General features: G+C 75.0%; 14 protein-coding genes. 4 read left to right on the top strand and 10 right to left on the bottom strand.

Going from position 1 to position 17174, the window contains the following annotated elements; all coding sequences use genetic code 11:
- Positions 1–91: 91 nt before the first annotated feature.
- Together V2J63_RS15020 and V2J63_RS15015 are read left to right on the top strand one after the other, a co-directional pair.
- Positions 92–1114, top strand: a complete 1023-nt coding sequence (locus tag V2J63_RS15020) for an LLM class flavin-dependent oxidoreductase (RefSeq protein WP_331231797.1) — start codon at positions 92–94, stop codon at positions 1112–1114.
- A gap of 14 nt (positions 1115–1128) precedes the next feature.
- The gene (locus tag V2J63_RS15015) at positions 1129–3405 is read left to right on the top strand and encodes an LLM class flavin-dependent oxidoreductase (protein ID WP_331231796.1); all 2277 of its coding nucleotides are present in this window, start codon (positions 1129–1131) and stop codon (positions 3403–3405) included.
- Between the two features lie 68 nt (positions 3406–3473).
- Here V2J63_RS15015 and V2J63_RS15010 read toward each other — a convergent pair whose 3' ends face one another.
- The 10 genes from V2J63_RS15010 to V2J63_RS14965 form a co-directional block, all read right to left on the bottom strand.
- Complete coding sequence (locus V2J63_RS15010) at positions 3474–4280, bottom strand: lysophospholipid acyltransferase family protein (protein WP_331231795.1); 807 nt, start codon at positions 4278–4280, stop codon at positions 3474–3476.
- Complete coding sequence (cmk, locus tag V2J63_RS15005) at positions 4277–5002, bottom strand: (d)CMP kinase (protein WP_434056346.1); 726 nt, start codon at positions 5000–5002, stop codon at positions 4277–4279. Before cmk ends, V2J63_RS15010 begins: the two co-directional genes overlap by 4 nt.
- A complete protein-coding gene (locus tag V2J63_RS15000) occupies positions 4981–6108 on the bottom strand; it encodes a prephenate dehydrogenase (RefSeq protein WP_331231793.1) in 1128 nt (375 codons plus the stop codon). Before V2J63_RS15000 ends, cmk begins: the two co-directional genes overlap by 22 nt.
- 134 nt (positions 6109–6242) lie before the next feature.
- On the bottom strand, positions 6243–6983 hold the full coding sequence (locus tag V2J63_RS14995) for an MBL fold metallo-hydrolase (protein WP_331231792.1): 741 nt from the start codon (positions 6981–6983) through the stop codon (positions 6243–6245).
- Positions 6984–7084: 101 nt separating this feature from the next.
- Entirely contained in the window at positions 7085–8614 is a 1530-nt protein-coding gene (locus V2J63_RS14990) for a pseudouridine synthase (protein ID WP_331231791.1), read from the bottom strand.
- Complete coding sequence (gene scpB / locus V2J63_RS14985) at positions 8611–9222, bottom strand: SMC-Scp complex subunit ScpB (RefSeq protein WP_331231790.1); 612 nt, start codon at positions 9220–9222, stop codon at positions 8611–8613. Before scpB ends, V2J63_RS14990 begins: the two co-directional genes overlap by 4 nt.
- Positions 9219–10136, bottom strand: a complete 918-nt coding sequence (locus V2J63_RS14980) for a segregation and condensation protein A (RefSeq protein ID WP_331231789.1) — start codon at positions 10134–10136, stop codon at positions 9219–9221. The genes scpB and V2J63_RS14980 overlap by 4 nt, the downstream gene beginning before the upstream one ends.
- Entirely contained in the window at positions 10120–10986 is an 867-nt protein-coding gene (locus tag V2J63_RS14975) for a ParA family protein (protein WP_434056345.1), read from the bottom strand. The genes V2J63_RS14980 and V2J63_RS14975 overlap by 17 nt, the downstream gene beginning before the upstream one ends.
- 81 nt (positions 10987–11067) lie before the next feature.
- Complete coding sequence (locus V2J63_RS14970) at positions 11068–11949, bottom strand: site-specific tyrosine recombinase XerD (protein ID WP_434056349.1); 882 nt, start codon at positions 11947–11949, stop codon at positions 11068–11070.
- Positions 11950–12171: 222 nt separating this feature from the next.
- Positions 12172–13215 carry a heme o synthase gene (locus V2J63_RS14965; protein WP_434056348.1) on the bottom strand — a complete coding sequence of 348 codons (1044 nt, stop codon included), beginning with the start codon at positions 13213–13215 and terminating at the stop codon, positions 12172–12174.
- 539 nt (positions 13216–13754) lie between these two features.
- Here V2J63_RS14965 and tkt point away from each other — a divergent pair.
- Together tkt and tal are read left to right on the top strand one after the other, a co-directional pair.
- Positions 13755–15935: a transketolase gene (gene tkt / locus V2J63_RS14960; RefSeq protein WP_331231787.1), complete on the top strand. Its 2181-nt coding sequence runs from the start codon at positions 13755–13757 to the stop codon at positions 15933–15935.
- Between the two features lie 79 nt (positions 15936–16014).
- Positions 16015–17160 (top strand): transaldolase, encoded by a 1146-nt coding sequence (tal, locus tag V2J63_RS14955; RefSeq protein ID WP_331231786.1) that lies wholly within the window; start codon positions 16015–16017, stop codon positions 17158–17160.
- The last annotated feature ends 14 nt before the right edge of the window (positions 17161–17174 follow it).

Here is a 17174-nt window from a genome sequence, read left to right as displayed (position 1 = left end):
GTGCGAACGAGGTCCCTGGCGACCGAACACCCCAAACGGGTGTAGAGAAGGGCCGCGGGAACACATCGCAGCGGCGCGGGTTGAACCGAGCATGACGGACTACGGCCACGACCTTCTCTTCGGGTCGTTCATCACTCCGACCAACGCCAACCCCCAGCAGGTCGTCGCGCTCGCCCAGCACAGCGAGCGCGTTGGCCTCGACCTCGTGACGTTCCAGGACCACCCCTACCAGCCCGGGTTCCTCGACACGTGGACGCTGCTCAGCTACGTCGCGGCCCGCACGGAACGGGTCCATCTCGCGGGAAACGTCCTCAACGTGCCGCTGCGCCCGCCGGCTGTCCTCGCCCGCGCCGCCGCGAGCCTCGACCTCCTCTCGGGCGGGCGCGTCGAGCTTGGGCTCGGCGCCGGCGGCTTCTGGGACGCCATCGTGTCCATGGGTGCACAGCGGCTCACGCCGGGTGAGAGCGTCGACGCCCTGAGCGAGGCCATCGACGTCATCCGCGGGATCTGGGACGTCTCCGACCGCTCCCGCCTCGTCGCGGGTGGTGAGTATCACCACGTCGACGGCGCGAAGCGCGGCCCCGCACCGGCCCACGACATCGGCATCTGGCTCGGCGCCTACAAGCCGCGCATGCTGCGCCTCACCGGGCGCAAGGCCGACGGCTGGCTGCCCTCGCTCGCCTACATGACGAGCCTGCAGCAGCTTGCCGACGCCAACGCGATCATCGACGAGGCCGCCGCGGGCGCAGGCCGGGACCCACGGGCCGTGCGGCGCCTGCTCAACATCGGCGGGCAGCTCACCGCCGCGACGAGCGACCGGCTGCTCGTCGGCCCGCCCGGGCAGTGGGTCGAGCAGCTCGCCGTGCTCACCCTCGAGCACGGGTTCAGCGGCTACATCCTCTCCGGCGACGACCCGACGGCCCTCGCCACCTTCGGCCAGGAGATCGCCCCGGCGCTGCGCGCGGTCGTCGCGGCCGAGCGGGGGACGTCCTCGGCCGACGGCGCCGACGGCTCGGTCCCTGCCTCCCAGCTCGACGGCGCCGCGACCACCGCCCCCGCCGACAGCGACGTGCCCACCTCCACCGCCACGCCGGCCGCCCCGGCCAACCGCTGATCGGCGCGCGCCCCATGGATTACGGTCACCCGCTGCACCTCGGTACCTTCCTCACGCCCTCCAACGACCCTCCCGCCGCGCCGGTGGGCCTCGCGCGGCTGAGCGAGGAGCTCGGCTTCGACCTCGTGACGTTCCAGGACCACCCGTACCAGCCGCGCTTCCTCGACACGTGGACGCTGCTCAGCTGGGTCGCCGCGGAGACGGACCGCATCCACCTCACCGCGAACGTCGTCAACGTCCCGATGCGCCCGCCGTCGGTCCTCGCACGCGCCGCCGCGAGCCTCGACCTCCTCTCCGGCGGGCGGGTCGACCTCGCGCTCGGCGCCGGCTTCTTCTGGGACGCGATGGAGTCCATGGGTGTCCCCCGGCTCACGCCCGGGGAGTCGGTCGACGCGCTCGAGGAGGCGATCGACGTCGTCCGCGGGATCCACTCCCCCGAACGCTCGACGCTCACCGTGCGCGGTGAGCACCACCGGGTCGACGGGGCCGCGCGCGGGCCGGCACCGGCGCACACGATCCCCCTGTGGGTGGGCGGCGGGAAGCCGCGCATGCTCGACCTCGTCGCGCGCAGGGCCGACGGCTGGGTCCTCCCCGGTGGTGCGGCCGGCGTGCCAGCGCTGCGCGCCGGGAACGTCACGATCGACAGGGCCGCCACCGCCGCTGGCCGCGACCCGCGCGAGATCCGTCGCATCGTCAACGTCGGCGGCACCTTCTCCCCCACGTCCGACGGCTTCCTGCGCGGTCCCGCCACGCAGTGGGTCGACGAGCTGCTCCCGCTCGTCCTCGAGGACGGCGTCGGGACGATCGTCCTCGCGACGGATGACCCGTCCACGATGCGCCGCTTCGCCGACGACGTCGCACCCGCCCTGCGCGACGCCGTCGCCGAGGCGCGAGCCGCCCGCGGGACGCGGGTCGGCACCGTCACGAGCATCACCGTCCGCGCCGCGCGCCGCCCGGGCATCGCCTACGACGCGCTGCCCGCGTCGCTCGCCGCCATCGCCGTCGAGCCCGGCGACGCCCGCTACGCGGGGGTGCGCTCGACCTATATGCGCGCCGGCGCCCCCGGCCTCGTCCTGCAGCCCCGCGACGCGGCCGAGGTCGCCGAGGCGCTCGCCTTCGCCCGCACGCAGGACGTTCCCCTCGCGATCCGCAGCGGCGGGCACGGCATCAGCGGCCGCTCGACGAACGACGGCGGGATCGTCGTCGACGTCTCCCGGCTCGACGCGATCGAGGTCCTCGACGAGGCGACCCGGCGCGTGCGCACCGGTCCCGGCGCGCGCTGGGCCGACGTCGCCGCCGCGCTCCACCCGTACGGCTGGGCGCTCACCTCCGGCGACTACGGCGGCGTCGGCGTCGGCGGGCTCGCCACCGCCGGCGGCATCGGGTTCCTCGGCCGCCAGCACGGCCTGACGATCGACCACCTCCGCGCCGTCGAGGTCGTCCTCGCCGACGGCTCGCTCGTCCGCGCGAGCGAGACCGACCATCCCGACCTCTTCTGGGCGGTCCGTGGCGCCGGGTCCGCCCTCGGCATCGTCACCGCGTTCGAGTTCGAGGTGGATGAGGTGGGCGACGTCGGCTTCGCGCAGCTCGCTTTCGACGCGTCCGACACGGCGGGCTTCCTCGAGCGGTGGGGCGCGACGGTCGAGGCATCACCCCGCGACCTCACGAGCTTCCTCATCATGGGCAAGCCGCGGGCCGGCCAGGTGACGGCGCAGCTCATGAGCGTCGTGGACTCCGACGACGCCGCGACGGTCATCAGCCGGCTCCAGCCCCTCGCCGAGATCGCCCCGCTGATCGGCCAGTCGGTCCAGATCCTCCCCTACCCGGCAATCATGGCGTCCGGTGGCGGGCCGCACGACGGGCAGGGTGAGCCGGTCACCCGCTCCGGGTTCCTCGAGCACGTGACGCCCGAGTTCGCCGCTGACGCGGCTCAGTTTCTCCGGTCCGGGGGCACGTACTTCTTCCAGATCCGCGCCATGGGCGGGGCCACCGGAGACGTCGAGGCGGACGCGACCGCGTTCGCCCACCGCTCGGCGAACTTCAGCGTCGTCGCCATGGGCTCGAGCCGGGCCCGGCTCGACCGGATGTGGGACGAGCTCGCCCACCACTTCACCGGGCTCTACGTCAGCTTCGAGACCGACCGGCGACCCGAACGCCTCTCCGACGCCTTCCCGCCGCGCACCCTCGAGCGGCTGCTGGCCGTCAAGGACCGGTATGACCCGGAGAACGTCTTCCGCGACAACATCGACCTGTCGTTGGCGACCCGCCGCACGGCGGCGATCGACGCCTGACTGGCGCGGCCTGCGCCCGTGCCGTCAGGCCCGCAGGTCCGGCCCGTCGGCACGGCCTGCGGGTGCCGTCAGGCCCGCAGGTCCGGCCCGTCGGCGGGGAGCTTGACGCCGGTGACGCGGACGGCGTCGCGCACGTGGTCGGCGAGGCCGTCCCGGATCGCGGCGACGGCAGCCGCCATCGCCGCGCGGCCGTTCGGCGCCGCGCCCCGGCCGGCGCCCGTCGTGCCGGGCGCGCCGCCGCCGTCATCCGCCCCCGTGCCAGCGCCGATTCCGCCGTCGTCCGCGGCGACGCTCACGTCGATCGGGGCGCCGAACGCGACGTGGAGCCTCGCCCGCGGCGGCGGGACGTAGCCGACCTTCCTGCCCGTCGGCCGCGTGCCGAGGATGGCGGCCGGCACGACCGGCGCACCCGTCCGCACGGCCAGCCACGCGACGCCGGCGCGAGCGGACGCGACGTCGCCCCGCCCGCGGTTCCCCTCGGGGAAGATCCCGACGACGCGCCCCTCCTCGAGCATCTTCTGGGCGACGACGAGCGCTGCCCGGCCGCTCGCGCGGTCTACGGGGATCTGCCCGGCCCAGCGCATGAGGAACCCGATCCGGGACGTGAAGAACTCCTGCTTGACGAGGAAGTGCGACCCGCGCGGGATCGCCCCGTGCATGACGGGCCCGTCGACGACCCCGGTGTGGTTCGACGCGATGATGACCGGGCCCTCCGTCGGGACGTGCTCCGCGCCGGTCACGGTGGTGCTCCAGTACACGTGGTCGAGGACCCAGCCGACCGGCCGCGACCACCCCGGGCCCCAGCGCAGGATGTCCTCCGGCCGGACCCGCTGCCCCAGGCTGGCCGTCGAGCCGGCCCCCGGCGCGCGCGTCATGACCGCGCGGAGGCGATGACCCCGAGGACGGCCGCAACCGTCTCCTCGAGGGTGAGCGCCGAGGAGTCGACGGTTGTCACCCCGTCGGCGGCGGTCATGAACGTCGAGACGGTCGAGTCGTCCGCGTCCCGGCGGACCACCTCGTCGCGGGTCGCCTCGAGGGAGGCGTCGTCGTCGGTGCCGTGGAGCTCTCGGGCGCGGCGCGCGAGGCGCGCGCGCTCGTCGGCGATGAGGAGGAGGCGCACGGTCGCGTCCGGCGCGACGACGGTGGTGACGTCCCGCCCCTCGGCGACGATCCCCCGGCCCTCGCTGCGACCGCCGGCCGCGCTCTCGGCGACGATCTCGGCGCGCTGACGGCGGACGAGCTCCGCGCGCACGTCGAGGTTCGTCGCGACGGTGGAGACCGCGGTGGAGATGTCCGAACCGCGGATCGCGACGGTGATGTCGACGCCGTCGCAGGTGACGCGCGGCTCGCGCGGGTCGGTGACCATGTCGAGCGGCATCGCGCGCACGGCGTCGGCGACGGCGACGGCGTCCGTGAGGTCGATGTCGCGGCGGCGGCACCACCACGTCGCGGCGCGGTACATCGCGCCGGTGTCGAGGTAGGCCAGGCCCAGCTCGGCGGCCACGCGCTTGCTGATGGTCGACTTCCCCGACCCGGACGGGCCGTCGATCGCCACCACCAGGGGCTGCTGCGTGCTCACTCCGCCACCACTCTCCATCCTCGTTCGTCCAGTGCCTCCTCCAGCGGGGCCACGGCGGACGGCACGACGGCGAGCCGTGCGAGGCCCGCCTTCGCGCCGGCCGAGTGCTCCAGCTGGAGGTCCTCGATGTTGACGCCGATCTCGCCCACCTCGGTGAAGAGGCGACCGAGCTCGCCCGGCGCGTCGGGCACGAGCACGCTGACGTGCCCGTACCGGCGCGGGGCGCCGCCGTGCTTGCCGGGGATCCGTGCGACGCCGGTGTTCCCGGCGGCGACGACGTCGGTGAGCGCGCCCATGCTGCCCGGCGCGAGCGGCCCGTCGGTCGCGGCGACCTCGAGGGCCTCGAGGAGACGGTCGAGGTCCGCGCGGACCTCGCGGAGCGCGCGCGCGACGGGCGCGGCGTTGCCGACGAGGATCGAGGCCCACAGGACGGGGTCGGACGCCGCGATGCGGGTGACGTCCCGGACGCCCTGCCCGGCGAGGGACAACGCACCCTCGGGTGCGTCGACGAGCCGGCCCGCGACGAGCGACGCCGCGAGCTGGGGCAGGTGGGAGACGAGCGCGACGGCGTCGTCGTGCTCCTCTCCCCCGAGGCGCAGCGGCGTCGCGCCGAGGTCGACGGCGAGGGCCGTGACCATCCGCGCGGCGTCGGGGTTCGTCGTCGGTCCGGTGACGATGACCCACGGACGGCCGGCGAAGAGGTCGGCGTCGGCCGCGGCGGCGCCGGAGCGCTCCCGCCCGGCCATGGGGTGCGAGCCGACGTAGCGCTCGGCGGCGCCCTTCCCGGCGCGCTCGACGACCTCGTCGACGACGATCCGCTTGACGCTAGCGACGTCGGTGACGACGGCGCCGGGGTGCCGGGCGAGCTCACGCAGGACGACGTCGGCGGTGACGTCGGGCGGGGTCGCCACGACGACGAGCGCCGGCTCGGCGTCCCCGGGCGTCACGGGCGTGCCGGCGCCGACGTCGCGGGCGAGGGCGAGCGCGGCGGGCGAGGCGTCGGAGAGCTGGACCGGCACGCCGCGCGCGGTGAGCGCGAGGCCGATGCTGGCGCCGAGGAGACCGGTGCCGACGACCTTGACCGGGCCGGTCGTCGCCGGCGCAGGGGTGTCGGCAGGCGTCACGACGCTCGACCTCTCGCTCGGGGTGTGCCGCGTCCAGCGGCCCGCCCGAGACTACCGTCGCCCGGCCCGGGGCCAGGACCGGGGTCGGGACGCCCCGCGCGTCCGGGCGACGACCGACGGCGGAGCGGGCGCCCTCAGGACGCGCCGCGCTCCCGGGCGAGGGCGACGGCGGAGCGGGCACCGTCGGTCCACTCCGGGCCGTGGCCCGTGAGGACGACGCGGGCGTCCGTCTCGGCGATCCGGTCGAGCGACGCGAGGGCGACGTCGCTGTCGGCCGTTGCCGCGCCGGCGACGATCTGCGGGCCGCGGTGACCGGTGTAGGGGTCACGCGTGACGATGGCGTCGCCGGTGATGACGGCGTCGCGGTCGGCGAGGTGGAGCGCGCAGTGCCCGAAGGTGTGGCCCGGCGTGAAGAGGACCCGCGGACGTCCGGGGACGTCGACGACGGCGCCGTCGGTGTAGGTCTGGAGCCCCGCGACGCCCTTGACCCACAGCGCACCGGCCGCGGTCATCGACGCGAGCACGGGGATCGACTGCGGGTAGCGCAGCGGGTAGACGCCGCGCATGCGCTCGTGCGCGTACCGGTAGGGGTGAGCGGCGAGGTAGGTCTCGACGTCGTGCGCCCAGATCGGGATACCGAGCTCGCGCTGGAGGCGCGCGGCCACGCCGACGTGGTCGAAGTGGGCGTGCGTGAGAAGGAGGGCCTTGACGTCCCGTGGCCGGTAGCCGAGCTCCCGGATCGAGCGCCCGAGCTGGTTCCACACCGCCGGCAGGCCGGCGTCGACGAGGGTGAGACCGTCGTCGTCCTCGACGAGGTACGTGTTGACGTGGGCTTGCTCGAGGCGGTGGACCCCCTCGGCGACGGGCGTGAGCATGGCGCCTCCTGCAGGTCGTGGGAGCCATTCACGCTAACGCCGGACCGCCCGCCGCGCGCCCCGGGGCAGGCGGCGGGCGGCGGGAGCGGGCGACCGCGTCCCTACAGGTCGACGGCGGACATGAGGCTGCCGAGCTCGGGGCCCCCGATGACGCGCGTCTTGCCCGGCTTGAGCGCGCCGAGGCGGATCGGGCCGAACCGGGTGCGCACGAGGCGGATGACCGGGTGGCCCACCTCCTCGAAGAGCCGGCGCACGATGTGCGTGCGGCCCTCGTGGAGCTCGACCTCGACGACGGACGCGTTCGGCGCCGTCTCGAGCACGGTGAACTTGTCGACCGACGCGGGGCCGTCCTCGAGCTCGACGCCGGTGCGCAGGATCTTGCTCAGGCCCGGCGCGACGCGCCCCTCGATCGTGGCGACGTACGTCTTGACGACCTCGTACGACGGGTGCGCCAGCCGGTGGGCGAGCTCGCCGTCGTTCGTCAGGAGGAGCAGGCCCTCGGTCTGCTCGTCGAGCCGGCCGACGTGGAAGAGGCGCTCGGTGCGGTCGGCGACGTACTGCTCGAGCGTCGGGCGGCCCTGGGGGTCGCTCATCGTCGACACGACGCCGGCCGGTTTGTGGAGCGCGAGCGTGAGGACGCTCGAGTCGAGCTGGACCCGCAGGCCGTCGACGTGGATGACGGCGGTCGAGGGCTCGACGCGGACGCCGAGCTCGCGGACGACGACGCCGTCCACGCTCACCCGGCCCTCCTCGATGAGCACCTCGCACGCCCGGCGCGAGCCGAGACCGGCGCTCGCGAGGACCTTCTGCAGGCGGATGCCGCCGGGCTCGTGGACGTCGCGCGTCGGGCCGCCCTTGTCCCCGCGGCCGCGGCCGGCGTCGGGGCTCGCCTCGTTGGCGCCGCGGGTGTTCCACGCCGCGCCCGGGCGCACGCTGCGCCCGGCGCTCGCGCCGCTCCTGCCGGTCCCGGGTCCGCTGCGGCTCGCGCCCCCACCGCCGCCGCCCCCGGGGCGTCCCGACCCACCGGCGCCCGGGCGGCCCGCTCCCGCGCCGCCGGGTCGACCGGCCCCGCCGGTCGGGCGTCCACCGCTGCGGGCGCCGCCCGCTCCACCGCGGCCGGAGCTCGCGCCCCAGCCACCGCTGCGCTCCCCGCCGCCCTCGCGCCCGGAGCCGCCGCTGCGGGCGCCGCCGTCGCGGTTCCCGCCGGCGTACCCGCCGGCGCCAGCACCACCGCGCCCGGCACCCGCGTCGCGGCCGTAGCCGCCGGTGCGCTCGCCGGAGCCACCGCTGCGGCCGCTGGAGCGCTCGCCCGGTCCGCTGCCGTAGCCGCCACCGCGCTCGTCGCGGCCGCCCGCGCCGGAACCACCGCGCGCATCGCGACCGTAGCCGCCGGTGCGGCCGCCGGTGCGCTCACCGGCACCGCCGCCGCGTCCGGCGCCGGCGCCGCCGCGGCCTGTGCCGGCCCCGCCACGGCCGGCACCGGCACCGCTGCGGCCGGCGCCCGCGCCACCGCGCCCGGCACCGGCGCCGCCGCGTGCGCCAGCGGGACCGCCGCGTCCGGTACTACGGCCGCCCGCGGCGCCGCCGCTGCGGGGCTCGCGGCCCCGGTCCTCGTCATCGCGCTTGTTCATCGCACATCTCCATCCAGCTCGCCCAGCATCTCAAGGTCAGGCAGGTACGGTGCCAGCGGCGGAAGATCCGCGAGAGTGGTCATCCCCATGCGTTCGAGGAAGTAGTTCGTCGTGCCGTAGAGGACGGCGCCGCCGTCGTCGTCGTGGCCCATCTCCTCGATGAGCCCGCGGGTGAGCAGCGTGCGGACGACGCCGTCGACGTTGACGCCGCGGATCGCGGCGACCCGGCCGCGGGAGACGGGCTGGCGGTACGCAATGACGGCGAGCGTCTCGAGGGAGGCCTGGGTGAGGCGCGCGGTCTGGCCGTCGACGACGAAGCGCCCGACGATCTCCGCGTACTCCGCCGCCGAGTAGACCCGCCAGCCGCCGCCGACCTCGCGCAGGCGGTAGCCGCGCGGCCGGGTGCCGCGCTCGCCCGCGAAGTCGGCGGCGAGCTCGGTGAGCAGCTCGACGACCTGACCGGTCGGGAGCCCGAGGACGGCCGCGAGGCGCGCGGCGGGGACCGGCTCGTCGACGACCATGAGGACGGCCTCGAGGGCCGCGAGGTGCTCCTGCGGGAGCGCGTCGTCGGGGACGGGCTCGTACCGCGGTGCGCTCGTCGTGCTCATGCCTGCCCGCCTCCTCCTGCCTCGTCGTCGTCCATCCGTGGTCCCGCCGTGCCCGCGTCCGGCGCGGCGCCACCGTCCGGCGCGGCGCCGTCGCCCGGCACGGGACCGTCCTCGTAGTCGTCGAGGACGTCGATCTCGCCCGCCTCGCTGCCCGACCACCGCACGGTCAGCTCCCCGAGCGGCTCGGCCTGCTCGAACGTGACGGCGGCCTCCCGGAAGAGCTCGAGCAGCGCGAGGAACCGCGAGATGACGACGGCGGTCGACGCGGCGTCCTCTGTCAGGGTACGGAACGTCGCGCTCCGCAGGCGACGGAGGCGGCCGACGAGGAGCGTCGCCTGCTCCCGCACGGGCACGACGGGGGCGTGGAGGTGACCGAGGTCGACCTGCGGCGGGCCCGGCTTCGGCGCGAGCGCCCCGGCCGCCAGCTCGGCGAGCCGCTCGGGCCCCACGCGCATGACGAGCTCGGGCAGCAGCACCGCGAACTGGGGCTCGAGGGTGACGGCGCGGGGGAAGGACCCGACGTGCTGGGTCCACGCCGCCCCGATGTAGGCGGCGACCTCCTTGAACGCGCGGTACTGCAGGAGCCGGGCGAAGAGGAGGTCCCGCGCCTCGAGGAGCTCGAGGTCCTCGTCGTCCTCGACGGCCCCGCGCGGCAGGAGCCGGGCGGCCTTGAGGTCGAGGAGCGTCGCGGCGACGACGAGGAACTCGCTCGCCTGCCCGAGGTCCCACTCGGCCTGGCCGCTGAGGTGGGCGATGAACTCGTCGGTCACCTGCGCGAGCGCGACCTCGGTGATGTCCAGACGGTGCTTGGCGATGAGCGAGAGCAGCAGGTCGAACGGCCCGGAGAAGTTCTCCAGGGTGACCTCGAAGCCGCGGGGCCGTGCCTCGACGGTCCCCTCAGGCGACGTCGCCACGGGCGATGAGCTCTCTGGCCAGCCGCCGGTAGGCCTCGGCCCCCGGGTGGCTCGGCGCGTAGCTCGTGATCGGCTCGGTGGCCACCGACGCGTCCGGGAACTTCACCGTGCGCGAGATCACCGTGTCGAAGACCTTGTCCCCGAAGCCCTCGCGCACCCGGGCGAGGACCTCGCGGGAGTGGAGGGTGCGGCCGTCGTACATCGTGGCGAGGATGCCGTCGAGGACGAGGCGCGGGTTGAGGCGGTCGCAGACCTTCTCGATCGTCTCCATGAGCAGGGCGACACCGCGCAGGGCGAAGAACTCGGCCTCGAGCGGGATGATGACGCCGTGCGCGGCGCTGAGCGCGTTGACGGTGAGGAGCCCGAGCGAGGGCTGGCAGTCGACGAGGATGACGTCGTAGTCGTCCGCCACGGGGCGCAGGACGCGCGCGAGAGCCTGCTCACGGGCGACCTCGTTGACGAGCTGGACCTCGGCGGCCGAGAGGTCGATGTTCGCGGGGACGACGTCGAGGCCCGGCGTGGCGGTGTGCTGGATGATCTCCCGCACGTCCGTGCGCGGCTGCATGATGAGCGTGTAGATCGTCCGGTCGAGCTCGTTGGCGTTGATCCCGAGACCGGCGGAGGCCGCGCCCTGCGGGTCGAAGTCGACGAGGAGCACCCGGCGCCCGTACTCGGCGAGAGCAGCACCGAGGTTGATCGTCGTCGTCGTCTTGCCGACGCCGCCCTTCTGGTTCGCCATCGCGATGATGCGGGCGGGACCGTGGCCGCTCAGCGGGGTCGGTTCGGGGAACACGACCGGCTGTGCGGCAGGGTCGCCCAGGTTCAACGTCGGCTGCGCCACATCATTCACGCCCCCACGGTAGTTGGGCGGGGAGGTATCTCCAACGCCACGCGCCGTGCGGAGCCCGGAGGAGACGACCGACACACGCCCTCACCCCCGCGCGCGGGGGTGCGCCGCGGCGTAGACCTCACGCATCGTCTGCGCGGTGACCTGCGTGTAGATCTGCGTCGTCGTCACCGACGCGTGCCCGAGCAGCTCCTGGACGACGCGCACGTCGGCGCCGCCGGCGAGGAGGTGGGTGGCGAAGGAGTGGCGCAGCGTGTGGGGGGACAGGTGGCCCTCGAGGCCGGCCCGCCCGGCCGCCGTCTGGAGGACCGCCCACGCGCTCTGGCGGCTCAGCGGGTTTCCGCGGGTGTTGAGGAAGAGGGCCGAGTTCCCGCGGCCGGCCTGCGCGAGCGCCGGGCGCCCCCGCACGAGGTAGGCCTCGAGCGCCTCGACGGCGTACCGGCCCGCGGGCACGACCCGCTCCTTGCGGCCCTTGCCGAACAGCCGCACGGACGCCGTCCCGCGGGTGAGGTCGACGTCGTCGACGGCCAGGCCCACCGCCTCGCTGATGCGCGCCCCGGTCCCGTAGAGCAGCTCGAGCAGGGCGCGGTCACGCAGCGGGACCGGCCCCTCCCCCACGGACGCCGCCTCGAGCAGGCGCTCGACGTCGTCCGTGCTCACGGCCTTCGGCAGCCGCTTGGCCATGGCGGGAGGCCGGACGGCGGAGCTCGGGTCGGTCCCCGTCTGTCCCTCGAGCGCCGCGAAGCGGTGCCAGCCTCGCAGCGCGACGACGGCGCGACCGGCGGACGACGGCGCCAGCGGGCGACCGCCGTCGTCCCCCGTGCGCACCGCCTCGACGTACGCCTCGATGTCCCGCTCGGCCACCTCGCCGACGTGCGCGCGCCCACGCGTCGTGAGGAAGCCGACGTAGCGCGTGAGGTCGCGCCGGTACGCGGCGAGCGTGTGCTCGCTCAGGCCGCGCTCGATGCCGAGGTGGGCGAGGTACTCCTCGACCGCGCGGACGAGCCCGGGGGCGGGCGGCTCACCGGTCGCGCCGGACGACGACGGTGGGGGCGGCCCGGCAGCGACGGGCCTCGCGGCGGCGCTCGCCGCAGCCCCAGCGGGCTCGGCCGCGGCGCTCGCAGCCGGCGCGGCGGGCTCAGCCGGCCCGGCTGCGCCGGCCGGTTGCCGCGCCTGCGCCGCCACGGCTTACAGGGGCAGGAACGGGTCGACGGCGACGGCGACGAAGAGCACCGTGAGGTACGTGATCGAGCCGTGGAAGACCTTCATCGCGGCGAGCTTGCCGCGCTCGGGGTGGACCGCCCGCCGGTACAGCTGGGCGCAGCCCCAGAGGAACCAGGCACCGGCCGCGACGGCGACGGCCGTGTAGACCCACGTCATCTGCGCGACAGGAACGAGGACGAGAGAGCACCCGACCATCGCGGCGCCGTAGGCGAGGATCTGCCACGCGACCTTCACGTCGGTCGAGACGACCGGGAGCATGGGGACGTCGGCGCGGGCGTAGTCCTGCTTGAACCGCATCGACAGCGGCCAGTAGTGCGGCGGCGTCCAGAAGAAGATGACGCCGAAGAGCACGACGGGCGCCCACGCGAGGGAACCCGTCACCGCGGACCAGCCGATGAGGACCGGCATGCACCCCGCCGCCCCGCCCCACACGATGTTCTGCGACGTGCGGCGCTTGAGGATCATCGTGTAGCCGACGACGTAGAGGGCGATGGCGACGAGCGCGAGCCACGCCGAGGGCCAGTTGACCACCGCAGCGAACCACACGAAGGCGACCGCGCCGAGGACGTACGCGAAGACGAGGGCCTGGCGCGGGGCGAGGACGCCGGTGACGAGGGGTCGCTGCTTCGTCCGGTTCATGAGCCGGTCGATGTCGCGGTCGAGGTACATGTTGAACGTGTTCGCCGAGCCCGCCGCGGCCGCGCCGCCGACGAGGGTGGCGAGGACGAGGCCGAGGCCGGGCCAGCCGTCGGCCGCGAGGATCATCGTCGGGATCGTCGTGATGAGGAGGAGCTCGATGATGCGCGGCTTCGTCAGCGCGACGTAGGCCCGCACGATCGTCCACCGGCTCGGCCGGCTCGTCGCGGTGCCCGGTGCGGCGGCGGGGCCGGGGCTCGACCGCAGCGAGGAGCGCGCCGCCGCGTCGAGGTCCGCGCCGTCGGGGCCGGCACCGGCGAGGTCGGCGCCGTCGGGAGCCGCGACGTCGAGGTGGGCGAGGCCGAGGTCCATGCCGTCGACCGGTCGTCCCGTCGAGCCGAAGGGCTCCGCGACGTCCGCCGCGGGGTCGCGGGGGCGGTCGGCGGCCGGCTGGGCACTACGCACGCGTCGGGGACTCCACATCTGCCGAGGAACGGCGGCGGGATCCGGGATCCCTGCCAAGGGCTGGGTCCCGCGGTCCCGACCATCCTACGTCGCACGAGCGCCGGGGCCAGGTCCGCGCGCCGAGGTGACGCTCACACCGGGCGGCGCGCCCGGGAGGGGATGGCGGCCGCCGCCGCGGCTCGGCCGGCGGCGGCCGCCGCGGCTCGGCCGGCGGGCCGGACCCCCGGACCGGCCGGGGGCCGCACCCGCGGACCGCCGGAAGCCCCGGTCGCTCACCGCCGGGGCGGGCGTACGGCCCAGCGTCCGAGACGGCGGCGGTCTGCCTGCCCATCGGCGCGCCGTGACAAGTAGGGTCGGACGCAGGAAGAGAGCGTCGGCGTCGACCGTCTGCGCCTACCAGTCAAGCAGGAGCCGACCAGCGGGTCTGGCACCAGGAATGAGGACCTGTGAACGAGAGCACCGCCACCACCGAGCTGGAGTGGACCGACCTTGACCGACGCGCCGTCGACACGGTGCGCGTGCTCGCGGCCGATGCCGTCCAGAAGGTCGGCAGCGGGCACCCCGGCACCGCCATGAGCCTGGCGCCGGCGGCCTACCTCCTCTACCAGCGCACGATGCGCCACGACCCGAGCGACCAGCACTGGCTGGGCCGGGACCGCTTCATCCTCTCCGCCGGGCACTCCGCCCTCACGCAGTACATCCAGCTCTTCTTCGCCGGCTACGGCCTCGAGCTGGACGACCTCAAGGCGCTGCGCACGTGGAACTCCCTCACGCCGGGCCACCCCGAGTACCGCCACACCGACGGTGTCGAGGCGACGACCGGCCCGCTCGGCCAGGGCCTCGCCAACGCCGTCGGCATGGCCATGGCGAGCCGCCGCGAGCGCGCGCTGCTCGACCCGGACGCCCCCGCCGGCACGAGCCCGTTCGACCACACCGTCTACGTCATCGCCTCCGACGGCGACCTCCAGGAGGGCGTCACCTCCGAGGCGAGCTCGCTCGCCGGGCACCAGCAGCTCGGCAACCTCGTCGTCATCTGGGACGACAACGAGATCTCCATCGAGGACGACACGTCCGTCGCCTTCAGCGAGGACGTCCTCGCCCGCTACGCCGCCTACGGCTGGCACACGCAGCGCGTCGACTTCACGCAGGGCGGCACGGGCTACTCCGAGGACGTCCACGCCCTCGACGCCGCGCTCGCCGCCGCCAAGGCCGAGACGAACCGCCCCTCGATCATCGCCCTGAGCACGATCATCGGCTGGCCCTCCCCGACGAAGCAGAACACCGGCGCCATCCACGGCTCCGCCCTCGGCGCCGACGAGATCCGCGGCCTCAAGGAGATCCTCGGGTTCGACCCGGAGCAGACCTTCGAGGTGGGCGACGACGTCCTCGCGCACGTCCGCGCCGTCCAGGACCGCGGCGCGCAGGCCCGGGCCGAGTGGGAGAAGGGCTACGAGGCGTGGCGCACGGCGACGCCCGAGCGCGCCGCCCTCCTCGACCGCCTCCGCGAGCGGAAGCTCCCCGAGGGCTGGACCGACGCGCTGCCGACGTTCCCCGCCGACAAGGCCGTCTCCACCCGCAAGGCCTCGGGCGAGGTCCTCGGCGCCCTCGCCGACCCGCTGCCCGAGCTGTGGGGCGGCTCGGCCGACCTCGCCGGCTCGAACAACACGACGATGAAGGGCGAGCCGTCCTTCCTGCCCGCCGAGCACGCGACGAAGATGTTCCCGGGCGGCCCGACCGGGCGCACGCTCCACTTCGGCATCCGTGAGCACGCGATGGGCTCGATCCTCAACGGGATCACGCTGCACGGCCTCACCCGCCCCTACGGCGGCACGTTCCTCACGTTCAGCGACTACATGCGCCCGCCGGTGCGTCTCGCCGCGCTCATGGGCATCCCGACGACGTTCGTGTGGACGCACGACTCGATCGGCCTCGGCGAGGACGGCCCGACGCACCAGCCGGTCGAGCACCTCGCCGCGCTGCGCGCCATCCCCGGCCTCGACGTCGTCCGCCCGGCGGACGCGAACGAGACCGCCGCCTGCTGGCGCACGATCCTCGAGAACACGGACCGCCCGGCGGGCCTCATCCTCACCCGCCAGGACGTCCCGAACCCCGCCCGTGGCGAGGGTGCGGCCCAGGGCGAGACCCTCGCCTCCGCCGACGGCGCCGCGCGCGGCGCGTACGTCCTCGCCGAGGCCGACGGCGGCGCGCCCGACGTCATCCTCGTCGCGACGGGCTCCGAGGTGCAGATCGCCCTGGCCGCCCGCGAGCAGCTCCAGGGGGACGGCGTGCCGACCCGCGTGGTCTCCATGCCGTGCCGCGAGTGGTTCGACGACCAGGACGAGGCGTACCGCGAGGAGGTGTTCCCCGCCGCCGTCAAGGCGCGCGTCTCGATCGAGGCCGGCATCTCGCTGGGCTGGCACACGATCGTCGGCGACGCCGGCCGCACCGTCAGCCTCGAGCACTACGGCGCCTCGGCCGCGTACGAGCGGCTCTACTCCGAGTTCGGGATCACCGCCGAGGCGGCCGCCGCCAAGGCGCGCGAGTCCCTCGCGGCCGCCCGCGGCGACGCCGACCCCGGCTCGGCCGCCATCCCCTCGCAGGGTGGCACGGGCGACCTGCCCAAGTGAGCCCTGCCGCACCGGCACACCCCCGCCCGGCACACCTGCGCCGGGCGCACCTCCGCACGGCACGAAAGGCAGGCACGCGATGACCGACCGACTCGGTGACCTCAGCAACCACGGCGTGGCCGTCTGGCTCGACGACCTCTCCCGCGAACGCCTCGCGGGCGGGGCCGCCGGCAGCCTGGACACGCTCATCGAGCGCGACCACGTCGTCGGCGTGACGACGAACCCGTCGATCTTCGCCTCGGCGCTCGCGAAGGGCTCGGCCTACGACGCCGAGCTCGGCGAGCTCGCGAGCTCGGGCGCGGACGTCGACGCCGCCGTCATCGCGGTGACGACGGCGGACGTGCGCGCGGCGTGCGACGCGTTCGCGGACGTCTTCGCCGCGACCGGCGGCCAGGACGGGCGCGTGTCGATCGAGGTGGACCCGCGCCTCGCGCGGGACACGGACGCGACGATCGAGCAGGCGCGCCTGCTGTGGGAGACGGTCGACCGCCCCAACCTCCTCGTCAAGATCCCGGCGACGGCCGAGGGCCTGCCCGCGATCACGCGGGCGATCGGTGAGGGGATCAGCGTCAACGTCACGCTCATCTTCTCGCTCGACCGGTACCGGGCGGTCGCCGGGGCGTACCTCGACGGGCTCGAGCTCGCGCTGCGCGCGGGCCTGGACCTGTCGACGATCTCCTCGGTCGCCTCGTTCTTCGTCTCGCGCGTGGACGCGGCGATCGACCCCAGGCTCGACGAGCTCGGGACCGAGGAGGCCGCCGCGCTGCGCGGGACGGTCGCCGTCGCCAACGCGCGGCTCGCGTTCCAGGCTTACGAGGAGATCTTCTCCACCCCGCGGTGGGAGGACCTCGCGGCCGCCGGTGCGCGCCCGCAGCGGCCGCTGTGGGCCTCCGTCGGCGTCAAGGACCCGGCCTACGCCGACACGAAGTACGTCGACGAGCTCGTCACGGCGGGCACCGTCTCGACGATGCCCGAGCCGACGCTGCGTGCCGTGGCCGAGCACGGCGAGATCACCGGGGACACGGTCCGCGGCTCCTACGCCGACGCGCGCGGGGTGCTCGAGCGCCTCGAGCGCCTCGGCATCCGTTACAGCGACGTCATGGAGGCTCTCGAGGCCGAGGGCGTCGAGAAGTTCGAGAGCGCGTGGTCCGACCTCAACGCGCGCGTCGCCGAGATCATGGGCGCGCAGGCGCCCGGCACCAGCAGCGAGGAAGCAGACAAGTGAGCCACGAGAACGTC

It is taken from the genome of Georgenia wangjunii (genome assembly GCF_036421975.1).
Lineage (GTDB): Bacteria > Actinomycetota > Actinomycetes > Actinomycetales > Actinomycetaceae > Georgenia_A > Georgenia_A wangjunii.
The sequence above is the reverse complement of the archived record's forward strand: the minus strand, read 5'-3'. Positions and strand labels throughout refer to the sequence as shown.

Bases quoted from the DNA above. Each gene is read 5' to 3' on its own strand.
- V2J63_RS14995 (WP_331231792.1), bottom strand. From the start codon at position 6,983: ATGCTCACGCCCGTCGCCGAGGGGGTCCACCGCCTCGAGCAAGCCCAC.
- cmk (WP_434056346.1), bottom strand. From the start codon at position 5,002: ATGGAGAGTGGTGGCGGAGTGAGCACGCAGCAGCCCCTGGTGGTGGCG.
- V2J63_RS15020 (WP_331231797.1), top strand. From the start codon at position 92: ATGACGGACTACGGCCACGACCTTCTCTTCGGGTCGTTCATCACTCCG.
- V2J63_RS14990 (WP_331231791.1), bottom strand. From the start codon at position 8,614: ATGAACAAGCGCGATGACGAGGACCGGGGCCGCGAGCCCCGCAGCGGC.
- V2J63_RS14965 (WP_434056348.1), bottom strand. From the start codon at position 13,215: ATGGACCTCGGCCTCGCCCACCTCGACGTCGCGGCTCCCGACGGCGCC.
- V2J63_RS15015 (WP_331231796.1), top strand. From the start codon at position 1,129: ATGGATTACGGTCACCCGCTGCACCTCGGTACCTTCCTCACGCCCTCC.
- V2J63_RS15010 (WP_331231795.1), bottom strand. From the start codon at position 4,280: ATGACGCGCGCGCCGGGGGCCGGCTCGACGGCCAGCCTGGGGCAGCGG.
- scpB (WP_331231790.1), bottom strand. From the start codon at position 9,222: ATGAGCACGACGAGCGCACCGCGGTACGAGCCCGTCCCCGACGACGCG.
- tal (WP_331231786.1), top strand. From the start codon at position 16,015: ATGACCGACCGACTCGGTGACCTCAGCAACCACGGCGTGGCCGTCTGG.